24 protein-coding genes are annotated in these 21,823 nt (G+C 59.9%); 6 read left to right on the top strand and 18 right to left on the bottom strand.

The features are described 5' to 3' along the window. Window positions 1-109: 109 nt before the first annotated feature. From BFN10_RS09565 to BFN10_RS09550, 4 genes are all read right to left on the bottom strand, one after another. Window positions 110-1,054: a FecR domain-containing protein gene (locus tag BFN10_RS09565; RefSeq protein ID WP_071489468.1), complete on the bottom strand. Its 945-nt coding sequence runs from the start codon at window positions 1,052-1,054 to the stop codon at window positions 110-112. Then, complete coding sequence (locus BFN10_RS09560; protein ID WP_071489467.1) at window positions 1,051-1,560, bottom strand: sigma-70 family RNA polymerase sigma factor; 510 nt, start codon at window positions 1,558-1,560, stop codon at window positions 1,051-1,053. Before BFN10_RS09560 ends, BFN10_RS09565 begins: the two co-directional genes overlap by 4 nt. 108 nt (window positions 1,561-1,668) lie before the next feature. Beyond that, a complete protein-coding gene (locus tag BFN10_RS09555; protein ID WP_071489466.1) occupies window positions 1,669-2,460 on the bottom strand; it encodes a phosphate/phosphite/phosphonate ABC transporter substrate-binding protein in 792 nt (263 codons plus the stop codon). A gap of 9 nt (window positions 2,461-2,469) precedes the next feature. Beyond that, window positions 2,470-3,399: a fatty acid desaturase gene (locus tag BFN10_RS09550; RefSeq protein ID WP_071489465.1), complete on the bottom strand. Its 930-nt coding sequence runs from the start codon at window positions 3,397-3,399 to the stop codon at window positions 2,470-2,472. A gap of 301 nt (window positions 3,400-3,700) precedes the next feature. Here BFN10_RS09550 and BFN10_RS09545 point away from each other — a divergent pair, with 301 nt between their 5' ends. Together BFN10_RS09545 and BFN10_RS09540 are read left to right on the top strand one after the other, a co-directional pair. Next, complete coding sequence (locus BFN10_RS09545) at window positions 3,701-4,138, top strand: GNAT family N-acetyltransferase (RefSeq protein WP_071489464.1); 438 nt, start codon at window positions 3,701-3,703, stop codon at window positions 4,136-4,138. Window positions 4,139-4,197: 59 nt separating this feature from the next. Further along, window positions 4,198-5,016 carry a class I SAM-dependent methyltransferase gene (locus BFN10_RS09540; RefSeq protein ID WP_071489463.1) on the top strand — a complete coding sequence of 273 codons (819 nt, stop codon included), beginning with the start codon at window positions 4,198-4,200 and terminating at the stop codon, window positions 5,014-5,016. Window positions 5,017-5,086: 70 nt separating this feature from the next. Here BFN10_RS09540 and def read toward each other — a convergent pair whose 3' ends face one another. From def to BFN10_RS09525, 3 genes are all read right to left on the bottom strand, one after another. Then, window positions 5,087-5,626, bottom strand: coding sequence for a peptide deformylase (gene def / locus BFN10_RS09535; RefSeq protein WP_071489462.1), 540 nt, complete (start codon window positions 5,624-5,626; stop codon window positions 5,087-5,089). Window positions 5,627-5,629: 3 nt separating this feature from the next. Beyond that, the gene (locus tag BFN10_RS09530; protein ID WP_058423207.1) at window positions 5,630-6,583 is read right to left on the bottom strand and encodes a YihY/virulence factor BrkB family protein; all 954 of its coding nucleotides are present in this window, start codon (window positions 6,581-6,583) and stop codon (window positions 5,630-5,632) included. A 169-nt stretch (window positions 6,584-6,752) separates the two neighbouring features. Beyond that, window positions 6,753-6,938 (bottom strand): CsbD family protein, encoded by a 186-nt coding sequence (locus BFN10_RS09525; protein ID WP_071489461.1) that lies wholly within the window; start codon window positions 6,936-6,938, stop codon window positions 6,753-6,755. A gap of 199 nt (window positions 6,939-7,137) precedes the next feature. Here BFN10_RS09525 and BFN10_RS09520 point away from each other — a divergent pair, with 199 nt between their 5' ends. Further along, the gene (locus BFN10_RS09520) at window positions 7,138-7,515 is read left to right on the top strand and encodes a hypothetical protein (RefSeq protein WP_016973105.1); all 378 of its coding nucleotides are present in this window, start codon (window positions 7,138-7,140) and stop codon (window positions 7,513-7,515) included. A gap of 148 nt (window positions 7,516-7,663) precedes the next feature. Beyond that, entirely contained in the window at window positions 7,664-8,380 is a 717-nt protein-coding gene (locus BFN10_RS09515; RefSeq protein ID WP_083351498.1) for an autoinducer binding domain-containing protein, read from the top strand. Between the two features lie 44 nt (window positions 8,381-8,424). On the opposite strand, the gene BFN10_RS09510 is transcribed toward BFN10_RS09515, so the two are convergent. The 10 genes from BFN10_RS09510 to fadD2 form a co-directional block, all read right to left on the bottom strand. After that, complete coding sequence (locus tag BFN10_RS09510) at window positions 8,425-9,675, bottom strand: cupin-like domain-containing protein (RefSeq protein WP_071489460.1); 1,251 nt, start codon at window positions 9,673-9,675, stop codon at window positions 8,425-8,427. Window positions 9,676-9,687: 12 nt separating this feature from the next. Beyond that, on the bottom strand, window positions 9,688-11,007 hold the full coding sequence (locus BFN10_RS09505; protein ID WP_071489459.1) for an MFS transporter: 1,320 nt from the start codon (window positions 11,005-11,007) through the stop codon (window positions 9,688-9,690). Beyond that, a complete protein-coding gene (locus BFN10_RS09500) occupies window positions 11,004-12,167 on the bottom strand; it encodes a ThiF family adenylyltransferase (protein WP_071489458.1) in 1,164 nt (387 codons plus the stop codon). The genes BFN10_RS09505 and BFN10_RS09500 overlap by 4 nt, the downstream gene beginning before the upstream one ends. 1 nt (window position 12,168) lies before the next feature. Continuing rightward, the gene (locus BFN10_RS09495; RefSeq protein ID WP_071489457.1) at window positions 12,169-12,444 is read right to left on the bottom strand and encodes a MoaD/ThiS family protein; all 276 of its coding nucleotides are present in this window, start codon (window positions 12,442-12,444) and stop codon (window positions 12,169-12,171) included. Beyond that, entirely contained in the window at window positions 12,405-13,211 is an 807-nt protein-coding gene (locus tag BFN10_RS09490) for an aKG-HExxH-type peptide beta-hydroxylase (RefSeq protein WP_071489456.1), read from the bottom strand. The genes BFN10_RS09495 and BFN10_RS09490 overlap by 40 nt, the downstream gene beginning before the upstream one ends. 7 nt (window positions 13,212-13,218) lie before the next feature. Then, on the bottom strand, window positions 13,219-13,887 hold the full coding sequence (locus tag BFN10_RS09485; protein WP_162276389.1) for a TfuA-like protein: 669 nt from the start codon (window positions 13,885-13,887) through the stop codon (window positions 13,219-13,221). A gap of 13 nt (window positions 13,888-13,900) precedes the next feature. After that, window positions 13,901-15,100, bottom strand: a complete 1,200-nt coding sequence (locus BFN10_RS09480; protein WP_269458759.1) for a YcaO-like family protein — start codon at window positions 15,098-15,100, stop codon at window positions 13,901-13,903. 77 nt (window positions 15,101-15,177) lie between these two features. Further along, the gene (locus tag BFN10_RS29440) at window positions 15,178-15,333 is read right to left on the bottom strand and encodes a hypothetical protein (RefSeq protein WP_156792150.1); all 156 of its coding nucleotides are present in this window, start codon (window positions 15,331-15,333) and stop codon (window positions 15,178-15,180) included. Between the two features lie 388 nt (window positions 15,334-15,721). Continuing rightward, window positions 15,722-17,413 carry a long-chain-fatty-acid--CoA ligase FadD1 gene (gene fadD1 / locus BFN10_RS09470; protein ID WP_071489452.1) on the bottom strand — a complete coding sequence of 564 codons (1,692 nt, stop codon included), beginning with the start codon at window positions 17,411-17,413 and terminating at the stop codon, window positions 15,722-15,724. A 394-nt stretch (window positions 17,414-17,807) separates the two neighbouring features. Then, window positions 17,808-19,496 (bottom strand): long-chain-fatty-acid--CoA ligase FadD2, encoded by a 1,689-nt coding sequence (gene fadD2, locus BFN10_RS09465; protein ID WP_071489451.1) that lies wholly within the window; start codon window positions 19,494-19,496, stop codon window positions 17,808-17,810. 232 nt (window positions 19,497-19,728) lie between these two features. On the opposite strand from fadD2, the gene BFN10_RS09460 reads away from it, so the two are divergent. Next, on the top strand, window positions 19,729-20,673 hold the full coding sequence (locus BFN10_RS09460) for an alpha/beta hydrolase (RefSeq protein ID WP_071489450.1): 945 nt from the start codon (window positions 19,729-19,731) through the stop codon (window positions 20,671-20,673). Between the two features lie 57 nt (window positions 20,674-20,730). Next, window positions 20,731-21,201, top strand: a complete 471-nt coding sequence (locus BFN10_RS09455) for a MaoC family dehydratase (protein WP_010208208.1) — start codon at window positions 20,731-20,733, stop codon at window positions 21,199-21,201. Between the two features lie 62 nt (window positions 21,202-21,263). Here the strand turns inward: BFN10_RS09455 and BFN10_RS09450 are convergent, their stop codons facing one another. Next, a complete protein-coding gene (locus BFN10_RS09450) occupies window positions 21,264-21,731 on the bottom strand; it encodes a ferritin-like domain-containing protein (protein ID WP_010208206.1) in 468 nt (155 codons plus the stop codon). Window positions 21,732-21,823: the final 92 nt, after the last annotated feature.

Here is a 21,823-nt window from a genome sequence, read left to right as displayed (position 1 = left end):
TCCCCCCAAGGAAACTCGAGAACGCTGCTCCCCGCAGCGCTTACGGGAGTGATGTGGCACGGCCGGGGTGAAACTTGCAGATCGTTTGGTTATGTCGATAGAACCAAGGTCACGCGGCATTGACGTTCACCCACAAACCGGTGCGGCGAGTGATGTGGATCGGCAGGGTGCGCGCCAGGGTATCGAGGATTTGCTGAGGGTTGTCCAAGCGGTACAGGCCGCTGACACGCAGGCCCGCCACGGAGGGGTCCAGGCGCAACACGCCATTGTGGTAAGGCCGCAGCGCCTCGATGACTTCAGACAGCGGGCGGTCGCGCACTTGCAGGAAGCCGTCGACCCAGGCCGTGGCTCCGGAGGAGCTGGCCTGCACCGGGCCGAAACCGGCACGGTCGTAGTGCACCTCATGGCCGGCGGCAAGTTGCAGGCGCTCGCCGTTCTGGCTGTCGATTTCCACCGCGCCGTTCAGCGCCACGACCTGGCCCTGCCCTGCCCGCTCGCGCACCAGGAGGCGGTTGCCATAGGCACGCAAACGCGCCTGGTAGGTCTGGATCATAAAAGGCCGAATGCGATCGCCAGCCACCCTGGCCAGCAACTCGCCTTCGCGCAGGCGCACCAGGCGCCGTTGTGGGTCGAACTGAATATCCGCCGCGCTTTGCGCGTTGAGCGACAGCTCGCTGCCGTCGTCCAACGTGACGGTGCGGCGCTCGCCGGTGCCGGTGCGGATATCCGCCGTGAGGTCCGCCAACGGCACACCCAGCGGCTTGGCCAACCAAGTCGCGCCGGCAGCCACACCAGCACCGACCAGCGCGACCTGTAACACCTGGCGACGGCTGGACGGTGCGTCCAATGCCTGCTGCAACAGCTGGCCGCTGACCCCTTGTGCCTGGGGAATCTGGAACACGCCGAGGCGCGTTTCCAACTGCCGGCACAACGCGTCATGGCGTGGGTCGGCGGCACGCCAGAGTTGGTAGCGCTGCCAGTCGCCCGCCGTGGCCTGGCCGGAACGCAGCAGCACGTACCAGCGCGTGGCGTCGTTGATCAGGTCGTCGTTCATTCCAGGCACAGCCGCAGGCAACGGTTGAAGGCGCGGGTCATGTAGTCGCTGACCGAACGCTGGGAAATCCCCAGCTCGGCGGCGATTTCCGGGTAGGTCAGGCCATTGAGTTGCGAAAGCAAAAAGGTCGCCTTGACCTTGGCCGGCAAGCCGTCGAGCAACTGGTCGATGGCGTGCAGGGCTTCGAGCATTTGTGCCAGCGCCTCCGCAGACGGTGCGGTGCACGTCTCGTCATGGTCGAGCGCTTCGAGGTAGGCGCGCTCCAAATCACGGCGACGCCACAACTGGTACATCAGGCGCTGGGCGATGGTGGTGAGCAAGGCGCGGGGCTGGCGGATAGGCACCACACCCGGCGCACTCAGGAGCTGGACGAAGGTGTCGGCGGCAATGTCTTCGGCGTGGGCGCGGGAATCGAGATGGCGGTGCAAACGGCTGCACAGCCAGTCGTAATGACTGCGGAACAATCCGCCCACGTAATCGCTGTGAGAAGTGTCGGCGCCGGACATAGTGGCTCCATTTGAGAGGGTTGCACGTTATGTCCGGTGTTCCGGTGGAGCGATCCTAGCAAGGCTGCTTATTCTTTAATAATATTTAAAAGGTATTTTTATATAACTCTATTGAAGTACAGGATAGCCGACGTTGACGGCCTGATCCTGGTAGGTCAAGAGCACCGCGTAGTCGTCTTCGCTGGCGGGGAATACTTCATGCAAGCCCAGTGTCTCGGCCACCTCGGGTAAGTCCTGCAACGCCTGGTTCATCGCCCGGCGGATCTGAACCACCTGTTCATCACTCAAGCCCGGCGGGCCGATGTAGGGCAAGGTCGGGCTCGGCGCACTGTGGGTGACGATGCGCAGCCCCGCCACCTCTTGCGGCGCGAAGCGGGCGAGGTAGTCGTAGGTCACGCTGTCGATAGCGGCGAGGTCGGCACGGTCTTCGCGCAGCCAGCGCAGGCTTTCGCGATGGGCGCCGCTGATGCCGACACTGGCGAAGAAACGCCCGTCGCGCTGCAGCGGCGCCAGGCGTTCGCGCAATAGGTTCATGCCGCTGTTGGAGTCGTGGCCGTTGATCACGCCACGGCTGTTGTAGAAGTCCGCCAGAGGGTGGCGCGGGTTGTCGTCGCGGGTCAGCAACAGGCTGCAATGTTCGCCCCGGCTGCTGTGGGGCAGCTCATAGCGCGGTCGACCGATCACGCGGACCTGGCCGCGCAATTGGGTCATCAGTGGATAACCGCAGGTTTGGGTCACCAGCAATTCGGGGGCGAGCCACAGGCCCGGCAAGTCCAGATGATCGGCATTGAGACGGCGCAGTCCGAGGTGTTCAAGGATGCGCTCCAGCCACTGTTGGTTGGCCTGCCGGATCGGCTCGGGCGCGACATACATCAGCAGTTCGGCGTAGTGCTCACTCATGCTCTTCTCTCACGCAAAGGGGTGCCGGGGGCTGTCGATGGCCTTGAGCCCGTGGCGGCCGATCAACTGGCCGTAGCCTTGCACCAGGAAGCCGCCGCTGCGCGCGATCCATTGTTCACGCCGGGCACGGTAGACCGTGGGCAGCAAGTACCAGGGCAGTTTCGGCAAATCGTGGTGCACCAGGTGCAGGTTGTTATTGAGGAACAGCCAGGTCCACGGCCAGGACGCTTCGTTGAGCACGCTGCGTTGCTCGGGCCGGGGGTGCGGGCGGTGTTCATAGTAGGAACGGATCGAGGCCAGGGACAAGGCCGGCACGCTGACCAGCAGCAGGTAATGCCCCACCGACAGCGCGCTGCAGTGGGCGATGAATATCAACATCAGCACGGTGACGGCACCGTGGGCCAGCCACATCGGCCATACCTGGGGTAGGCGCTGGCATTCGTGGCGGATCAGGCGGCCAATCGCCAAAGGGGCAGAAAGCAGGAAGCGACCGAGCACGGTCTTGGTCACCCCATGCACGCCGCGTTCGAACAGCGAGCTGTGGTCCCATTGCTGCTGGGTGAGGTAGCGGCTTTCCGGATCGATGCCCGGCAGGGTCAAGTCTTCGTCGTTGTGGTGCAGCAGGTGGCTGTCGCGGTACAACGTGTAGGGGTACCACACGGCAAAGGGTGCATAGCCGAGAAGTTTATTGAGCAGCAGCGAACGGGTGGGATGGCCGTGGAGCAGTTCGTGTTGGACCGACAACCACAGCGTCACGAGCGGGATCAACAGCAGTGTGCTCAACCACGGGCCCAGCCAGTGACTGCCAAGGATCACGGCAAACCAGCCGGCGTATACGCCGATCAACAGCAGCCAGGTCGGCCATTCGGTTCTGGCGGTAAAGCATTCGGCCAGGGTTTCGATTTCCCGGCGTTGGGCAGGATCAAGGTAGTGGGCCATCGGCAGCTCAGAGCAGGTGTTTCCTGCTCTGTGCAATGGCGCGGGAAAATCTTGCAGATCGTTTGGCTATAAGCTTGTAACTCAGTGACCGAACAGGCCTGTCTCGGTTTTCTTGGCTTTCTTGTCGGCGCGTTTTTCATCCGCGGTCTTCGCCGGTTTTTTCTTCGCGGCTTTCTTTGAATCCATACCTTTGGCCATGATGCGTACTCCACTTTAAGGGGATGCAGTCATGGGTATACCACCTATTGCCTCGCACAAGGCGTTTATAATCCCCGGCCCTTGATCACGCTGCCTGAAGACCATGCCCCCATTGCACATCGAACCGCTGGCCGAGCCCTTGTGGCCCCTGCTGAACAAGTTTTACCGCAGCCACAATTCGTCGATGAAAGCGCTCAAGGGCGGGCGCTTGTGGGTGGCGCGCGACAGCGAGATTGTCGCCGGCCTGTGCCTCACGCCCGTGGTTGGCGGGCAGTGGTTGACCGGGGTGTTCGTTGACCCGGCCTATCGCGGCCAAGGCTTGGCGGCGCGGCTGATCACGGCGGCTGCGGCCGATGTGAACGGTACGTTGTGGTTGCTGTGCCATCCGGAACTGGAAGGGATGTACCGGCGCATGGGCTTCACCCAGGACACGCTGCTGCCGCAGTCGCTCAACGAACGGCTGGTGCGCTACAAGCGCAACAAACCGATGATCGCGATGGGCTTAGATCGTTTGGTGAGGTCGACCACCGATAATGTGTGATCAGCATGTACAGGGCCCATGCTAGCCTCGGCGGCACAATGGCCCTTTACAGGATGATCATGAAAACGACGCTCGCAGCTCTCTCCCTCACCGCCCTGCTCACCCCGGCCTTGAGCCAGGCCGCCGACGCACCGATCAGCGCCCGGCAGTACCAAAGCGTGCTGGCCGGCAGTTGGCGCGACCCGGCCAACAGTGCCCGCGACGGGTATCGCCACCCGCAACAGACCCTGGAGTTTTTTGGCCTGGGCGCCAGGCAAACCGTGATCGAGATCACCCCGGGCGGCGGCTGGTACAGCGAAGTACTGGCGCCGCTGCTAAAGGATCACGGGCAGTACATCGCCGCCGTGCAGGCCGCGAGCAGCAGCGCTTACGCGCGCACGTCGGAAGAGAACCTGAAGAAGAAATTCGCGGCCGACCCTACGCGCTACGGCAAGGCCTCGGTGGTGGCGTTCGATCCCAAGGCGCCGGTATTCGGCAAACCCGCTTCGGCGGATGCGGTGCTGACGTTTCGCAATGTGCATAACTGGGTAGCGGCAGGCACCGCGCCGGCGACGTTCAGTGCGTTCTACCGGGTACTGAAACCGGGCGGTGTGCTGGGTGTGGAAGATCACCGGGCCAAGGACGGGGCGGATCTGCAGGCAATCAAGGACAGCGGCTACCTGACCACCGCCCAGGTGGTCAAGCTGGCGACCGATGCCGGGTTCAAGCTGGCGGGACAGAGCGAGGTGAATGCCAACCCGAAGGACACCAAGGATTACCCGGCAGGCGTGTGGACGTTGCCGCCGACGTTGAAATTGGGGGAGCAGGACAAGGCGAAGTATGTGGCGATTGGCGAGTCGGATCGGATGACGTTGCGGTTCGTCAAACCGACCCAATAACCCGCCTTGAAATACAGTCACCCTGTGGGGCTTGCCTCCTCCCACAGGGTGATCTCAGTATGTCTGAGAGTTAGTCGTCGGCGGTGGGGTCCATGTCCGGGAACATCACCTCGATAAACCCGAACTTGCTGAAGTCGGTGATCCGCGACGGGTACAACCGGCCGATCAGGTGATCGCACTCATGCTGCACCACCCGCGCATGAAAACCGTCGGCAAACCGCACAATCGGCTCGCCTTTGGGATCAAACCCTTCATAGCGAATCTGCTGATAGCGGTCCACCGCACCACGCATACCGGGTACGGACAGGCAACCTTCGTACCCCTCTTCCAACACCGGGCTGAGGGGGGTAATCAACGGGTTGATCAGGATCGTCTGCGGCACCGGTGGCGCGTCCGGGTAACGTTCGCTGGCCTCGAAGCCGAAGATCACCAATTGCAGGTCCACGCCGATCTGCGGTGCGGCCAGGCCTACGCCGCCCACGTGTTCCATGGTCTGGAACATGTCATCGATCAATTGCCACAGCTCGGGGCTGTCGAACATTTCCGGCGGAACCGGAGGCGCGATACGCAGCAAGCGCTCGTCGCCCATTTTCAGGATTTCACGGATCATCGATCAGACTTCGTCAGGGGTGGGCTTGGAGTGGTCCCGGCCGAGGCCGGAGACGTGCTGTTTTTCGCCGACAGGCGGCGCGGACTGATCGAATTCCTTCTCACCCGGGTCCTTGCCTTCGGCGGACATGTGTTCGATCACCGCGTTCATTTCCGCCCCCAGCAGCAACACGGCGGCGGAAATATAGAAATACAGGAGCAGCACGATGATCGCACCGATACTGCCATACATGGCGTTGTAGTCGGCGAAGGTTTTGACGTAGTAGCCAAAGCCCAGGGACGCGACGATCCACACCACCACCGCCAGCACGGAGCCTGGGGTGATGAAGCGGAATTTCTGCTCGACGTCCGGCATCACGTAGTACATGAGGGCCACGGCGAACATCAGCAAAATCACGATCAACGGCCAACGCAGGATGGTCCACAGGGTCACAACGAATTCCTGCATGCCGATCTGCCCGGCCAGCCACTCCATCACTTGCGGGCCCAGGACCATCAGCGCGGCCGCGGCCAGCAACATACCGGCGATGCCGACGGTGTAGAAAATCGACAGCGGGAAGCGCTTCCAGATCGGCCGACCTTCCACCACGTCGTAGGCGGCGTTCATCGCGCTCATCATCAGGCGCACACCGGCCGAGGCGGTCCACAGCGCAATCACGATACCCACCGACAGCAGGCCACCCTTGGATTGCTGCAACTGGTCGATCACCGGGTTGACCTGCTCGAGGGCCTGGGGCGGCAACACCAGCTCCGATTGCAGGCGCAGCCAGGTGAAGAAATCCGGCAGGTGCAGGAAACCGATCAGGGCAATCAGGAACAGCAGGAAGGGGAACAGCGAGAACAGCATCTGGTAGGCCAGTGCCGAAGCGTAGGTGGGCATTTCGTCATCGACGAATTCCTTGACGGTACGCAACAGCACTTTATGCAGCTTCAGACCATCGAGAACCGGAAAAATCATAGCGTCTCCTTTCGCCGCATAAAGGTTGAGTTTGTGGGCGACTCAGGGGCCGTTTTCTACATCAAGGTAGCCTATTTGGCGACCTTGAAACAATTTCGAAACTTTAATCACGCCATGTGACATAAAAACGGCCATCCGTGGATGGCCGTCAGGTTGCGCAAAAGCAGGCCTATTTGGTCGCTTTTTTTACCGCATCCTTGGTATCGCCGACGGCTTTTTCCACCTGGCCTTTCTTTTCCTGCACCACGCCTTCAGCGCGCAGTTTGTCATTACCGGTGACTTTGCCGACGCCTTGCTTGATATTGCCGACGGCCTGGTCTTTCAAGCCTTTTGCCTTATCCGCTGTGCTGCCCATGGTATTTCTCCGAAAGAACAATCAAAGGGTTTTGGTCATTACCTAAGATTGACCCGGGGCCGTTCGGCAGAGTTTCAATTATTTTCGTCAGGCATTTCATCGCCGACCGCAGGTTTGGCTTTATGTTTTGCGGCCAACCCACGAGAATGCCCGGCACATTCAGGCTGTAACGCTGAAGCACAGATCCCGTAGGAAGGTTATGAAACTCAATAAAGCACAGGCCATCGCCCGCAGAAACACCGAACTGGGCGGTGCCGTACTCGGCGTCAACAACTGCCACTTCACCGACCTGGACCGCAAGCGCAACATCTGGTGGTTCGACCTGCCGGTGGGCCGGATTGCCGTGGGCCAGTACGAGTGGATCCACCTGTTGATGCACAACGCCGAGACCGATCAGTTGCTGCACCTGAAGGTGCCGACAGTGTTCCTGCGTGAAAAGCTCGAAGGGCTGGTGGTGCGCAATGCGGGCAAGCGCAAGCCTGAGATCACCCTGGAGCTGAGCGCGGACAAGGACTCGTTCTTGAAAGATGTGCGCCCTGCCGGGGCTGGCGTGAGCTTCGCGCAGTTCGCCCTTTAATTGCCTGTGCCGCAAACCCTGCCCAACTAATGAATGCCTGAAGTGATCTCGCGACTGTATTGACGCCGTCGCGAGACCTTCTTGCTTACATATATTTCAAAATGTAACTATACTGGCCTGCATTTTTCGAAAATGGAGAGTTCGGTATATGGAGCGGTATTTGTCATGGATACGACAACTCAATCAGCGCGCTGAAACACCTCAAACCCTTGAGGAATTTATTGAATCAGCCTCGTTATTCAGCCACACACTAGGCTTCGAATTCTTCTCCTACTTCGTGTGTGAAACCACGCCCTTCACGCGTCCGAAGATCCATGTATTTGGCAACTACCCCGGTCAATGGCTGCATCGATATAAAGAACAGAACTATACGGTCATTGACCCGACCATACGCCATTGCAAAGTCTCGTCTGAGCCTGTGCGCTGGTGCAGTGCCTTGTTTGAGACGTGTCCGCAACTGTGGACAGATGCCAAAGCCTTCGAACTAAACGTTGGCATCACCCAACCCTCTTTCAATGCCCGTGGCTATATCGCGTTACTTTCCCTGGCCAGAAAAAACACCTCTATTCAAGACCCCGAGTGGGAAGCGCTCAAACCGTTAATCAAAGCTTTCTCCGAAACCGTTGGCTACCGCATCTTCGAACTGGAAGATGCGCTGGCCAATACGTTGGATATCGAACTTGGACAAAAAGAGAAAGAAGTGCTGCGCTGGACCGCTGATGGAAAAACATCGGAAGAAATAGGCCGCATATTAAATGTGACCGCCGATGCGGTGAACTTCCACTTGCGCAACATTCAAAAGAAAATGGGGGCCTGCAATCGAGTTCAGGCGGTCACCTATGCAGTAGCCCAAGGCCACATATAGGCTATAGCGGCGTAGCTGAAGTCAGCAGCTACGCCAGCCGCCTGTCACGCAAACGTATCAATGGCAGCCTGCTCATACAGCCAGCGCACCACGTTTTGCACCTCATCCCCATCGGCCTGCACCCGCACCGGCCCCGCCCCCTGCAATACGCCGATCAAGTCACGCACGGCACTCAACTCCTGCACTCGCAACATCGCCCCGGCCGCAAACAGCAATCCTGCCTGTTCATTCAGTGCCAGCAGGTACAACGGGCTATCGGCCCTTGCCTGGAACCTGGCCTGCGACCAATCCACCACGGCCGAGCGCCCCACGGCGCGATCACGAATAATCCCGTTGGCAGACAACTTGAGCAGCATCTGGATTTTGCTGTTATCCCGGATTGTGTCGACAAACCTGGCAACCTGCACCGGCAGTTCTACATCGGCCAACGAGTCGAACACGCCACCGGGCACAGGGGTGATAGCGCCGGTCTGGGCACTACCGGCGCTCGAGGCAATGGCTGCCTTGATCGGGTTTTCACAGAAGCCCTGCGCCGTACCGTGACTGAACATGCCCACCGACACGGTGAGAGTCGTTTCCAACGCCTCCAATTTGTTGTAGTGCCACCAACCGGCGGGAATGAAGAAAATCTCACCGGCCTCGACCTCATAAATCGTGGCATCGCCGACATAGGGGCTGACGTCGATATGGCCGAAGCACACACCATTCAACGCAGACTTTTTCTCCAGGGCCATTTCATCGAAATACGCCGGCGGCCAGATCATCATGCGTTTGCGGCCATACAACGGAAACAAAAAGGTATCGCACGAATCGTTATGCAGGCCGATCCATGTGGAACGGTAGCGCCCACCGATAAAGACCGCGTTGGCCCCCGGATAAGGCATACCGTAGCGCTCAATGTAACCGTGAGTGAATGCGCGCAACCGGGTGGCCACGGTACTGGAATGCTTCAGGCAGTAGTCGCGGGTGAACGTGATGCCCTCAGCGTTATTGAGGGCGGCAAAGTCCCGGACAAACTGCTCGAACCCGTCAAATGCCTGGGGAAACCCGGGCACTGCCGGTTGCTTGAGCATCTGGCCGTCCGCATTGACGGTCATGTCGCCTGACTCGACCACGTTGCGCGCCAGTTCAAAAACGTCCTCAAGGTTCATGAGCGGCTCGCTCAGTACGTCCTGCCCCATCACCACCGGTAGGGACTTGTCCTGGGAGAGACTGACGAAACGCTCCCAGAAAACCGCCGGCACCGTCGGCGTATTGTTAGCGTTGCACACACGTGCGCGGATCGTGGCAGTCATCGTTCGTCACCTTCAGTCCGGGAAAGCATCTGGGTAAAAATCCTTGTAGACGTTTTTGATCTGGTCATCGCTCATGCCCAAGACACGCACCAGGGCAGCACTGAACATGCACGGGACAACGGCCAGGACAATGAGCAAACCCAACGCGGCCATGGCGTAGCTCACGCCCAGCGCGCCGGAAAATGCCCCTCCTACCAGCGCGCCAAACGGAATAACCATGCCGGAAACAAACGAGGTCGCCGAACCGATCCGGTTGCGGTAATTGTCGGGCGTGGCCAGCATGCGCACCGTCGATGTGTTGACCGTGACCATGACCAGGCCAACCCCGCCGATGAACAACAGGGGTACGGTGACGCTGGCGAACCAACCGGGCCGGGCGTGGAAAAACTGACTGAAAAGTCCACAGCCCAGCATCGCCAACCCGACCAGCAGGAAACCGGCAAATACGACGCCGGGCCTGCCCCAGCGCCCGTTGGCCCGCTTGACCAGAAACAGGCTGCCGAGCAGCAACCCCACTGCAAAAGCGCCTTCCGTCACGGCGATCAACCACAGGTCCTGCGGAAAATAGCGGTTGATCAACACCGGAAACAGCACGGCGAACAGCGGGTACAACGAAAAGTTGACAATGAACGCCAGCAGGCTCAGGTTCCATTCAGGCTTGACCCGGTAGAGAGCGGTGAAGCCTTCACGGGTGCGTGTGTACCAGGCCGTCAGATAGGAAAGCTGTCGCGCGCCCCCCACAGGGTTGGCGGCAGGCGTCCTGACCATGCCGATCAGCACCAACGCCACCAGCACTGCCGCTGCGTTGAGCCAAAGCGTGCCCAAGACCCCCAGCGGCCCCAGTAGAATGCCGGCGGCCAATGGTCCCATCAACGCCGACGAAGAACCGACGATGCTCCTCAGCCGCACCGCATCGCTGACCCTGTGGGTAGCGACCAGGGCCGGCGTCAGGCTCATCTGGAGCGGATCGCGGATGCCGATGGCAACGCCCGACACGGCCAGGCAACCGGCGATCAGCCAGGGCAGGTACAGGTCCAGTGTGCCAAGGCCCGCCAGGACCAGCGTGGTCGCTGCGCTGAGGACGTAACAGCCCACCAGCAGGCGATGGCGATCATAGTGGTCGCCCAACCAGCCAAACAGGGCACGCGACAGCACATCCGCCAGGGTCGCAACCGCAACAAAGCCCGCAAAGGTCAGCGGATTCGCGGTCTTGCCCAGCACCCACCAGGCGATCGCAAACTGCCCACAGCGCGTGCCCACGGCGTTGAGGAAGGCCGCCCATTGGATGAGGTAGAAATCGCGCCCCAGGCCATTGAGGGACGAGCCACTCATTGCGGCACCCCATCACGGCTCAACCGCGCCAGGCAACCGGCGGCCAGGTAGGCATCCAGCCCTCCGGTCAGGCTGCGGCATTGCCCGTCACCGACTATGGCGTTGATCGCGCTCAGGGCTTTCAAGCTGCGCACACCACTTTTGCAGTAGATCACCGTGTCGACGGCGGGCGCCGCCTGGGCCAGGCGCTGTGGCAACTGGTTCAAGGGCATGTTGATCCCGCCCAGGGAAATCGCCAGATGCTCGTGCTCATCCCGTACATCGATCAATTGCACGGGAACATCACTGCGCAACCGTCGCTCCAGCGCCAGAGGGGAAATGGCATACCGCTCGCCGACGGCCACCGCACAGCTCGCTTCAATTTCACGGGGCTGGAGGATCGAAGGCCGCTCGCCGCTCAAGGGGTTGCTCGCCCGGTGACGCACAGACACCTGGCGCAGGTGCAGGCTCAAGGCATCGAACAACATCAAGCGGTTGGCCGCCGGCTCGCCCACTCCGGCCAGGATCTTGATCGCCTCCAGCGCCTGGATCGAGCCGACAATCCCCGGCAACACACCCAGCACACCGGCCTCGCCGCAATTTTGCGCCAGGCCGGCCGGGGGTGGTTCAGGGAAGATATCGCGCAGGTTGGTCGAGCGCCGCCCCTCGGCATCCGTCAGGTTGAAAACACCCACCTGCCCCTCGAACTGGCTGATCGAGGCATACACCAGGGGTTTGCCACCGAGGTAGCACGCATCGTTGAGCAGATACTTGGTGGTGAAGTTGTCCGTGGCATCGACAATCACGTCATAGCCTTGCACATAGGCCAGTACGTTGCTTTGGCTGAGCCGTTCGGCGAAATGCCGGATGTCTATGTGCGGGTTGTTATCGAGCAGCTTCTGCCGAGCCACGGCTCCCTTGGGCGCGCCGATGTCCCCAACGCCGAACAATAACTGCCGATGCAGGTTGCTGACGTCGACGGTGTCATCCTCGACAATGCCGATGTGACCGACACCGGCCGCCGCCAGGTACATCAGCGCGGGGCAGCCAAGCCCTCCAGCGCCCACCACCAGCACCTTGCCAGCCTTGAGACGGGCCTGGCCTTCGGGGCCAAAGCCCTTGACCAGAAAATGCCGCGCGTAGTGGGCCTGTTCGTCGCCGCTGAAGCGTTCGTCGCTCATATCAGCCTCCCGCCACAGCGCTGATGATCAGGGCAGTGGAATGCGCGCTCAGGGGGATTTCACTCCACTGTTCTTCATCGGCGTAAGGGATGTCATCGATCACCAGGCTGATAAAAGGCTTGAGGCGGTATTCGCCTTCGACGATGGCGCTATACAGCAGGGGCTCGTCAGCGCGCAGGCCTTCCATCAGTTGCAGAGCGTTTGCACAGGACAGCGTCCAGGTTTTCCGACCATTGGTCAGGTCGGCGAACTGGCTGGCAATAACGATTTGGGGCATGTCGGGTTTCCTTGCGAGGACACAATCAGGTCGTGATGGCAGTCACTCAGTGCGTTGAACACCAAGCGGCCCATCGGCGTGAAATACGGGCGTTCGGCGGCAATCTCCAGGCAACCGGCCAGATAGCGTTGCAGGTACACCTGGCGCGGGGTGCCTGCCGCCGCGCCGGACACATCGCGGTAATACCTCAAGGCCGCGGCGGCAAAGTGCGCGGCCGCCATCACGCCACGCAACGTCTTGCCACGGGTGCCCGATGGCAGCACATAGTCCCTGGGCGCCTGCGACGTTTGCAGGTCATAAACCTCCATCACGAAGTTCAGCCAGATATGCGCGTGCTCATGCACCAGGGTTTCTTCCAGGGGAATGGCCGAGTCGAAGGCTTGTTCGCCCAGGTAAATGGTCTGGGGGATCAACGCACTGGTGGAGCTGCTCATGGGTTGCAACAACTTGCAGTAGCGAATGGGAATGTTGAAAAAGCTGCGCCAGGCGGGGCTCACCCGGCAGATGTTGGCCGTGGCGGACTGGATGCTCTGTTGCTCCACGGCCGAACAGGCTGTCGAGTCGAATTCCTCGACCTGGCTGGCGGCCAAGCGCTTGAACAGCGCACGGGCATTGACCGGCTCCAGGTAATCGGTCAACGCGTCATGGGCCTGCGGCGCCGCGTTACGACGGCTACAGGCAACAGCGGTCAGCAAGGTCGCCGGCCGCACACCTTCATTGATAAAAGGCAGGCCGCCAATCGTGTGGAAAAACGTGTCCGGGGTCATAGGCCGCTCAACCCACCGCTTTTTCGGCGCGCCAGCAGCGAGACGCCAGGAAGCCTTGCAAGTCCTGGCTTTTGACGCGGTATCCGTTGAAGCCACCCAGGGCCTCATCCACGTCCTGGCGCGTCATCTGACCGGTCGCCAACAACAGTTTCTTCAAACGCGACAAGGTTCGCTCGGCGTACCAGCGTTCCTTGAGATCCTGAATGATGGCCTGTGCATGATGCGTGGAAATCTTCTGCTGGTCCTGCAGGGCGCTGACGAACCCCCTCAGATGAATCAGTGGCTCGGACATCGCGCGATAGGGTGCGTCAATTTCATGCACCAGCGTGACCTCATCGTCGTCGAACTCCGGGTCGTCACGGTAATGACCATAAACAACTCCATAGCCTTGCATGCCGAGAAAGCGCATTTCGCCGGCCCTGATCGCCCCCATGGACGCCAGGCCCCATACCTGCCAGCCATTCTGGATCGCACGGCGAATTTCGATATGCCCTACGGAAGGGAAGCTGTGGAACGTACCATCCACGATGGCGATACAGCCCGGCTGCGGGTTCTGTGCGACCAGGGCCTGGATGTCACCGCGCCTGGCCGGCGCATGCACCACTACGTCAGCGTGCCCGGCCAAGACCTGCTCCATCCCGGATGCCGTAGGCCCTACGAATAAATGCAGCTTCATGCGTGCTCCTACCCTAGCGTGCGATATAGCGGGACAGGCGAGGACCTGCGCGCTTGAGTGCCGGCTGGAACGACTCCATGCCAGGGATAACGATCTTGACCACCGCCAACGGTGAATCATTTTTACTCAGCACCACCCGCAGCACCTGGCCAAACCCTGCGCTGCGCAGGCGATCGAGCAGGCATTCCAACGCTGAATCAATGCTATGGATCTGCGCGTTGGCATCCTCGATGTCGGAGTAGGCAATGGCCTGGTGCGCGTCGTTGACGTGACCGCGCAAGCGCGCAACGGCGTCAAGCTCGGCCTGGCGATCGCTCGCGCTGAAATACTTGAAACGCTCGATCAGATCGTCCCGGCCACCGTGTATGTAGGAAAGCCGAGACTGCGCGGCCTCGGCGAGTCCCCGAACGGCAGCAATGTCGCGACACAGGTGCAAGCCCGAACCGCAAGAGATGGCAATGGGCGCATCGTCGGACGGTTCCATGATGAACCCCTGGACATAGGGCAGCCCGATCACGCTGGGGGTGTAGCGTACGACGGCGCTCAATCCGGCGGCCTCGACCCTGGTAAACAACGGGTCCAGGGTTTGCACCGCACAATCGCGCAAGATCAGGCGCGAGGTGTCTTTCATGAAATTGAACGCTTGCACGTCGCGCTCGACGATTTCGGCGATGCCATGCACGCTGGCCTCGTCCACGGTATTGCCAGAGCTCAGACCGTTGGTGCTGGTGCCGAAAATACGCTGCCCCTGGTTTTCGCTGAACGGTGAAAAAATCAGCTCGGCCGGTACGGCGAAGGTCTGTCCGGTGGCGATGTCCTGCGCATGGACGCACGCCAAGGGCCCGTCGGGATCGATCGGCGCCCCGAGGATCGGGCAGAAATCAACGAAATCGTGGACAAAGCCGGCTTGTGCCGCGACCTTGCGAGGCGTGGAGACAAATACGTCGATGTTTCTATTGCGGTATTCGGCGATGGCAAACTCGATGGCCTCCATGTAGGCACCCACGCGTGCCTCTTCCATGCGCATGCCTTTCCCGGCACTGACACAGAGCGAGCCCTCAACCGCATCGGGTCGAATACTGGCAAATACGGGAATACCAATCTTGTCCAGCCACGTGGTATTGGTGACACGCGTGATACCAAACTCCACGGCAAGTTTCCTGGCGTGGGTCAACGTGTCGAACAATGAGGCCTTACGCAAACTTGAGGTCATGCGATACATAAAGAAGCCCGTTGAAATACTGATCGCTAGTTGCGTGCTATCCGAACAATCGAATAGCACGCAGTGTGTTACTTACCGGCGTCTTCAATATCAGCGGAGATATTGTTGTTGGATTCGTGAATAACGAAGCCAGCACGCATTTGACCTTCATCGTTCAGGATGTCGGCAAACGCATCTACAGCAGAAGCATCAAGTGCGAATGTTTCGTTAGTTGCGTTATTCATAGTGATTTCCTCGAATAATTGAATGCCGTTATCGGCTATCACTTTTCGGGGGCTGACGCATTCAATAAACAAATGCGACATTGTGTCGCCCCTAAAACAGCCCTGAGAGTTTTAGAGCACATGGCGATTACGCTCAACTACAAGATTTGGTAGGTCCACGGGTGTAAATCGGTTCAACAGGCGCGCACGTCCAACAGGGCTGGCGGAAATTCGGTACACCGGCAACTTTTGCATTTATGTACCGAGGGGCAAAAAAGGCCGATTTGTATATCTATTCGCCGCAGTAGTGGCCCTATGCAACTAATCAACACAAGCACTCGAACAAACAGCAGCCAATAAAAAACCCGTACTTCGCCGAAGTACGGGTTTGCATGAAACGAATGGCTTTTTACTTTTTAACGCCCAGCTTTTTCAATTCTTCATCACGCAGCTCACGCCGCAGGATCTTGCCTACGTTGGTGGTCGGCAGGGCATCGCGGAACTCGACAGCCTTGGGCACTTTATAGGCCGTGACATTGGCGCGCATATGCTCCATCACTTGGTCCTTGGTCAGGGTGGCACCCGGCTTGACCACGATAAAAAGCTTGATGTGCTCCCCGGACTTCTCGTCCGGCACACCAATGGCCGCGCACTGCAGCACGCCCGGCAGGCCCGCCAGTACGTCTTCCAGCTCGTTGGGATACACGTTGAAGCCCGAGACCAGGATCATGTCTTTCTTGCGATCGACGATGCGCATGTAGCCGTCCGGCTGGATGATCGCGATATCACCGGTCTTGAGCCAGCCTTCGCTGTCGAGCATCTCGTCGGTGGCGTCCTGGCGCTGCCAGTAGCCCTTCATCACTTGCGGACCTTTGACGCACAGCTCGCCGGTTTCACCCAGTGCGAGTTCGGTGCCGTCGTCGGCGATGACTTTGCAGACGGTGGACGGCACCGGGATGCCGATGGTGCCGATCTGGATATGCTGGATCGGATTGACCGTGGCCACCGGGCTGGTCTCGGTCATGCCGTAGCCTTCGCAGATGCCACAGCCGGTCACGGCCTTCCAACGCTCGGCCGCCGCCAGTTGCAGGGCCATGCCGCCGGACAGGGTGACTTTCAGCGCAGAGAAATCCAGCTTGCGGAACGCCTCGTTGTTGCACAGCGCCACAAACAGCGTGTTCAGGCCGACAAAGCCGCTGAACTTCCACTTCGACAGTTCCTTGACCATCGCCGGCAGGTCGCGCGGGTTGCTGATCAGGATGTTGTGGTTGCCGATCAGCATCATCGCCATGCAATGAAAGGTGAACGCGTAAATGTGGTAAAGCGGCAGCGGCGTGATCAGGATCTCGCAGCCTTCATTTAGGTTGGAGCCCATCAGCGCCTTGCACTGCAACATGTTGGCGACCAGGTTGCGATGGGTGAGCATCGCGCCCTTGGCGACGCCGGTGGTGCCGCCGGTGTATTGCAGCACGGCCACATCGCTGCTGGCCGGGCTGGCATCGCTGACCGGTTGGCCGTGCCCCTTGGCCAGCACGTCGTTGAACTTGATCGCCTTGGGCAGGTGATAGGCCGGGACCATTTTCTTCACGTACTTGATAACGCTGTTGATCAGCAGGCGCTTGAGCGGCGGCAACAGGTCGGCGACTTCGGTGACGATCACATGCTTGACGGCGGTCTTGGGCACGACCTTTTCCGCCAGGTGCGCCATGTTGGCAAGGCACACCAGGGCCTTGGCGCCAGAGTCGTTGAATTGGTGTTCCATTTCCCGCGCGGTGTACAGCGGGTTGGTGTTGACCACGATCAGGCCGGCGCGGATGGCGCCGAACACGGCGACCGGGTATTGCAGGACGTTGGGCAGTTGCACGGCGATTCGGTCGCCGGGCTTCAAGTCGGTGTGCTGTTGCAGGTACGCGGCGAAGGCGCCGGACAGTTCGTACAATTCACCGTAGGTGATGGTCTTGCCCAGGTTGCTGAAAGCCGGTTTGTTGGCGAAGCGCTGGCAGGACTGCTTCAGTACCGCCTGAATATTCGGATACTCGTCTGGATTGATTTCTGCGGCAATCCCGGCGGGGTACTTATCCTTCCAAAAGTCTTCGTTCATGGAAGCCCACTCCTCAGCGACGTCAGCGACGCGAATTCATCATCGCATTTGATGCGATTATTATTGGTGTATGTTTTTTAGGTGAATCTGGCGCTTTCAAGCAGGCCGAGACGTCACAAAGCGCGCCGAGAGTAGCAGCTTTGCCAAAGGCCGCCTAGAGCCAAAAGAGGGGGTCACGGTCATAAACACGACTGTCCTACAATATTTGGTCACACTTTAAACCAAGCTGAAATAGCGGCATAGATGGCTCTGGAACGGGGCTTTCAGAACAACACAGTACAAATGTGGGAAGGGGCTTGCCCCCGATGGCAGTGGTTCAGTCTACGCATCTGGTGACTGCCCCACCGCCATCGGGGGCAAGCCCCCTCCCACTTTTTTTTCAGCATATTTCAGGTCAAGCGATATCGCGCAACTCACGCCGCAAGATCTTGCCCACCGGCGTCATCGGTAACGAGTCGCGCAACACGATGTGCTTGGGCACCTTGTACCCCGTGAAGTTGGTCTTGCAGTATGCCTTCAACTCTTCAAGGCTCACCCCTTGGGCACGCGCCACCACGAACAGCTTCACCGCCTCCCCCGTGCGTTCATCCGGCACGCCGATCACCGCGCAGTTGGCCACCGCCGGGTGGGCCATCACGACATCCTCGATTTCGTTGGGATACACGTTGAAGCCCGAGACGATGATCAAGTCTTTCTTACGGTCAACGATGCGCACAAAGCCATCGTCATCGATCACCGCGATATCACCGGTCTTGAGCCAGCCTTCGGCGTCCAGCGCCTCGGAGGTGGCGGCCGGCTGCTGCCAGTAGCCCTTCATCACCTGCGGGCCCTTGATACACAGTTCACCGCGCTCGCCCAATGGCAGCTCGACACCCTGATCATCGATCACTTTCATCGCCGTGCCCGGCACCGGAATGCCCACCGTCCCCAGGCGGGATTTGCTGCCGTAGGGGTTGGTGCTGGCCACCGGTGAGGTTTCTGTCAGGCCATAACCCTCGCCAATCGCGCAACCGGTAATCTGCTGCCAGCGTTCAGCCGTGGCCTTGATCAGCGCAGTGCCGCCGGAATTGGTGAGCTTGAGGTGGGAGAAGTCCAGGGTCTTGAAGTCCGGGTGGTCCATCAACGCCACAAATAGCGTGTTGAGCCCCAGCAGCCCGGTGAACCGCCACTTTTTCAGTTCCTTGATGAAGCCGCCGATGTCTCGCGGATTGGTGATCAGCACGTTGTGATTGCCCGAGACCATCATGCACATGCAATTCGCCGTGAAGGCATAGATATGGTAAAGCGGCAGCGGCGCGATCATCACCTCCTGCCCTTCCTTGATCAGCGGATGACCGTCATCGCCGGTCTGGGACATACAGGCGCGCACCTGTTGCATGTTCGCCACCAGGTTGCCATGGGTGAGCATCGCGCCCTTGGCCAGGCCGGTGGTGCCGCCGGTGTATTGCAGCACCGCGATGTCGTCCAGTGTGACGGGGTGGCGGGTCACGCCCAGGCCCGCGCCCATGTGCAGGGCGCGCTTGAATGACACCGCGCGCGGCAGGTCGTAGGCCGGCACCATCTTCTTGACCTTGTCGACCACCGTGTTGATCAGCCAGCCTTTGGCAGCGGGCATGAAATCGCCCATCTTGGCTTCGATCAGGTAGTCGATCTCGGTGTCGCTGCACACCTCCTGCACCCGCGAACCGAACAGGTTGAGGTAGACCAGCGCACGCACGCCGGCGTCCTTGAACTGGTGACGCATCTCGCGCGGGGTGTAAAGCGGGTTGGTGTTGACCACGATCAGCCCGGCGCGCAAGGCGCCGAACACCGCAATCGGGTAATGCAGCACGTTGGGCATCTGCACCGCGATGCGCTCGCCCGGCTTGAGGTCGGTGTGCTGCTGCAGGTAGCCGGCGAACGCGGCGCTCTGGCGTTCCAGTTCGGCGTAGGTCAGGGTGATGCCCATGTTGCTGAATGCCGGACGGTCGGCGAAGGCCTTGCAGGAGCGCTCGAAGACTTCGATCACCGACTTGTAGGCAGAGAGGTCAATGTCGTTGGGAACGCCCGCTGCGCGTTTGTCATTCCAGAAATCAGGTTGCATTATTCTTGTCCTCTTACCTGAGTGTGTCCGGCCGCTTTCTGACTGCTATGAAAAGCGGAGCTTTGGGGACGTTAGCAGCTATGGCCAACCAGGCAAATACAGGAAAGAGCGTCATTAATTGCGTGAATCTTCCTACAAGGCTTCGCACTGATCAGACGCAGCCGTGCGGATGAGCTATACACTGCAACGACGCTGAGCAGACCTTGAGCAGACCTTGAGCAAAGGAACCGCCATGAACCACACCACCTTCTGGCTGACCGCGAATGACCGCAGCCGCCTGTACGTCAATCAATGGATGCCCGACGGTCCGCCCAGGGCGCTGGTGATGCTGTCCCATGGCATGGCCGAGCACAGCGGGCGCTATGCGCGCCTGGCGCAGGCGCTGTGCGGTGCTGGCTACGGTTTATATGCGCCGGACCAACGGGGTCACGGCCGCACCGCCGACGAAGGCACCCTGGGCCTGTACGCCGAGCACGACGGCTGGAACAAGGTGGTGGGCGACCTCGCCAGCCTCAACCAGCACATCGGCCAGCAGCAGCCGGGGTTGCCGATCATCCTGCTAGGGCACAGCATGGGCAGCTATATCGCCCAGGCCTATCTGCTGCACCACAGTGCCAGCCTGGATGGGGCGATTCTCAGCGGTTCGAATTTCCAGCCGGTGGCGCTGTACCGCGCGGCGCGATTGATCGCACGGATCGAACGACTGCGCCAGGGATTGCGCGGGCGCAGTGCGCTGATCGATTTCCTGTCGTTTGGATCGTTCAACAAGGCGTTCAAACCCAATCGCACCGCTTTCGATTGGCTCAGTCGCGACCCGGCCGAGGTGGACAAGTACATCAACGACCCATTGTGCGGGTTCCGCTGCACCAACCAGCTGTGGATCGACCTGCTCGGCGGCTTGCAGCAAATCAGCAAAGCGTCCAATCTCGCGCAGATCGACCCGGGCCTGCCGATCCTGGTGATGGGCGGCGAATGTGATCCGGTGAGCGAAGGCAAGCGTCTCAACAGCCTGGCCGACGCCCTGCGTGAAGCGGGCTGCCAGCACCTGCAACTGAATATCTACCCGCAGGCGCGCCATGAAGTGTTCAACGAAACCAACCGTGATGAAGTCACGGCGGATGTACTGAGCTGGCTCGACCAGGCCCTGACCTTGCGCAGACCGACGCGATGCGAATAAATTTTCGATTAAAATCAGTCAGTTAAATTACCGATTAGCCACAGGATGCACGTTTAGATGACCCAGGTAACCAACACCCCGTACGAAGCCCTCGAAGTCGGCCAGACCGCCAGTTACAGCAAGTTGGTGGAAGAGCGTGATATCCAGCTGTTCGCCGCCATGTCCGGCGACCACAACCCGGTGCACCTGGATGCCGAGTACGCCAAGGCGACCATGTTCAAGGAGCGTATCGCCCACGGCATGTTCAGCGGTGCCCTGATCAGCGCGGCCGTTGCCTGCGAGCTGCCTGGGCCGGGCACGATCTACATCGGCCAGCAGATGAGCTTCCAGAAGCCAGTGAAAATCGGCGACACCCTGACCGTGCGCCTGGAAATCCTCGAGAAGCTGCCGAAGTTCCGCGTGCGCATCGCCACACGCGTGTTCAACCAGCGCGATGAGTTGGTAGTGGATGGCGAGGCGGAAATCCTGGCGCCGCGCAAGCAGCAGGTGGTGACGCTGACCGAGTTGCCCCCGATCAGCATTGGCTAAAGTCTGCGCAAAAAAAATGTGGGAGGGGCAAGCCCCTCCCACATTCTTTTACGGCGCAGGGCTTACGACTGAGCGCGAGCCTGGTTACGCAGGGCTTTCACCTGGTCGTGGTTGCGTTGCACGCCGTGGTACTGACGCTCAACCAAGTCACGAATGCCCAGCAGGTTGTGCTTGTTGATCTTCTCGATCGCTTCCTTGTAAGCCTTCAGTGCGTGGTCTTCACCGCGCTCGGCTTCGTTCAGCACAGCTTCTTCATCTTTACCGGTGAGCATCGACTTAACGTCGACCCAACCACGGTGCAAAGCGCCGGCAACGCTGCCGGAATCTTCCGGATCGCCACCCAGGGCACGCACGGCGGTTTTCAGCTCGGCGGCAGCGGTGGCGCAGTCAGCGGAACGCTTGGCGAACAGGGCTTTGAGCTCTGGGTGCTTGATGTCTTCAGCGCACTCCTTGAAACCCTTTTGGCCGTCGATGCTGGTTTCGATCAGGTCGTTCAGTACGGAGATCGATTCTTTATTGATGTCAGTCATTTTTCAATTCCTTGTACGGGTTAGAAGGTTGTCTTAGTGATTGCAGCGCCCGTGCCAGGTTTTCAAAAAACAAAATCAATATATATTTCAAT

The sequence above is a fragment of the Pseudomonas extremorientalis genome (genome assembly GCF_001870465.1).
Taxonomy (GTDB): domain Bacteria; phylum Pseudomonadota; class Gammaproteobacteria; order Pseudomonadales; family Pseudomonadaceae; genus Aquipseudomonas; species Aquipseudomonas extremorientalis.
This window is presented reverse-complemented; position numbering and strand designations above follow the sequence as displayed.

Bases quoted from the DNA above. Each gene is read 5' to 3' on its own strand.
- BFN10_RS09565 (WP_071489468.1), bottom strand. From the start codon at position 1,054: ATGAACGACGACCTGATCAACGACGCCACGCGCTGGTACGTGCTGCTG.
- BFN10_RS09560 (WP_071489467.1), bottom strand. From the start codon at position 1,560: ATGTCCGGCGCCGACACTTCTCACAGCGATTACGTGGGCGGATTGTTC.
- BFN10_RS09555 (WP_071489466.1), bottom strand. From the start codon at position 2,460: ATGAGTGAGCACTACGCCGAACTGCTGATGTATGTCGCGCCCGAGCCG.
- BFN10_RS09550 (WP_071489465.1), bottom strand. From the start codon at position 3,399: ATGGCCCACTACCTTGATCCTGCCCAACGCCGGGAAATCGAAACCCTG.
- BFN10_RS09545 (WP_071489464.1), top strand. From the start codon at position 3,701: ATGCCCCCATTGCACATCGAACCGCTGGCCGAGCCCTTGTGGCCCCTG.
- BFN10_RS09540 (WP_071489463.1), top strand. From the start codon at position 4,198: ATGAAAACGACGCTCGCAGCTCTCTCCCTCACCGCCCTGCTCACCCCG.
- def (WP_071489462.1), bottom strand. From the start codon at position 5,626: ATGATCCGTGAAATCCTGAAAATGGGCGACGAGCGCTTGCTGCGTATC.
- BFN10_RS09530 (WP_058423207.1), bottom strand. From the start codon at position 6,583: ATGATTTTTCCGGTTCTCGATGGTCTGAAGCTGCATAAAGTGCTGTTG.
- BFN10_RS09525 (WP_071489461.1), bottom strand. From the start codon at position 6,938: ATGGGCAGCACAGCGGATAAGGCAAAAGGCTTGAAAGACCAGGCCGTC.
- BFN10_RS09520 (WP_016973105.1), top strand. From the start codon at position 7,138: ATGAAACTCAATAAAGCACAGGCCATCGCCCGCAGAAACACCGAACTG.
- BFN10_RS09515 (WP_083351498.1), top strand. From the start codon at position 7,664: ATGGAGCGGTATTTGTCATGGATACGACAACTCAATCAGCGCGCTGAA.
- BFN10_RS09510 (WP_071489460.1), bottom strand. From the start codon at position 9,675: ATGACTGCCACGATCCGCGCACGTGTGTGCAACGCTAACAATACGCCG.
- BFN10_RS09505 (WP_071489459.1), bottom strand. From the start codon at position 11,007: ATGAGTGGCTCGTCCCTCAATGGCCTGGGGCGCGATTTCTACCTCATC.
- BFN10_RS09500 (WP_071489458.1), bottom strand. From the start codon at position 12,167: ATGAGCGACGAACGCTTCAGCGGCGACGAACAGGCCCACTACGCGCGG.
- BFN10_RS09495 (WP_071489457.1), bottom strand. From the start codon at position 12,444: ATGCCCCAAATCGTTATTGCCAGCCAGTTCGCCGACCTGACCAATGGT.
- BFN10_RS09490 (WP_071489456.1), bottom strand. From the start codon at position 13,211: ATGACCCCGGACACGTTTTTCCACACGATTGGCGGCCTGCCTTTTATC.
- BFN10_RS09485 (WP_162276389.1), bottom strand. From the start codon at position 13,887: ATGAAGCTGCATTTATTCGTAGGGCCTACGGCATCCGGGATGGAGCAG.
- BFN10_RS09480 (WP_269458759.1), bottom strand. From the start codon at position 15,100: ATGACCTCAAGTTTGCGTAAGGCCTCATTGTTCGACACGTTGACCCAC.
- BFN10_RS29440 (WP_156792150.1), bottom strand. From the start codon at position 15,333: ATGAATAACGCAACTAACGAAACATTCGCACTTGATGCTTCTGCTGTA.
- fadD1 (WP_071489452.1), bottom strand. From the start codon at position 17,413: ATGAACGAAGACTTTTGGAAGGATAAGTACCCCGCCGGGATTGCCGCA.
- fadD2 (WP_071489451.1), bottom strand. From the start codon at position 19,496: ATGCAACCTGATTTCTGGAATGACAAACGCGCAGCGGGCGTTCCCAAC.
- BFN10_RS09460 (WP_071489450.1), top strand. From the start codon at position 19,729: ATGAACCACACCACCTTCTGGCTGACCGCGAATGACCGCAGCCGCCTG.
- BFN10_RS09455 (WP_010208208.1), top strand. From the start codon at position 20,731: ATGACCCAGGTAACCAACACCCCGTACGAAGCCCTCGAAGTCGGCCAG.
- BFN10_RS09450 (WP_010208206.1), bottom strand. From the start codon at position 21,731: ATGACTGACATCAATAAAGAATCGATCTCCGTACTGAACGACCTGATC.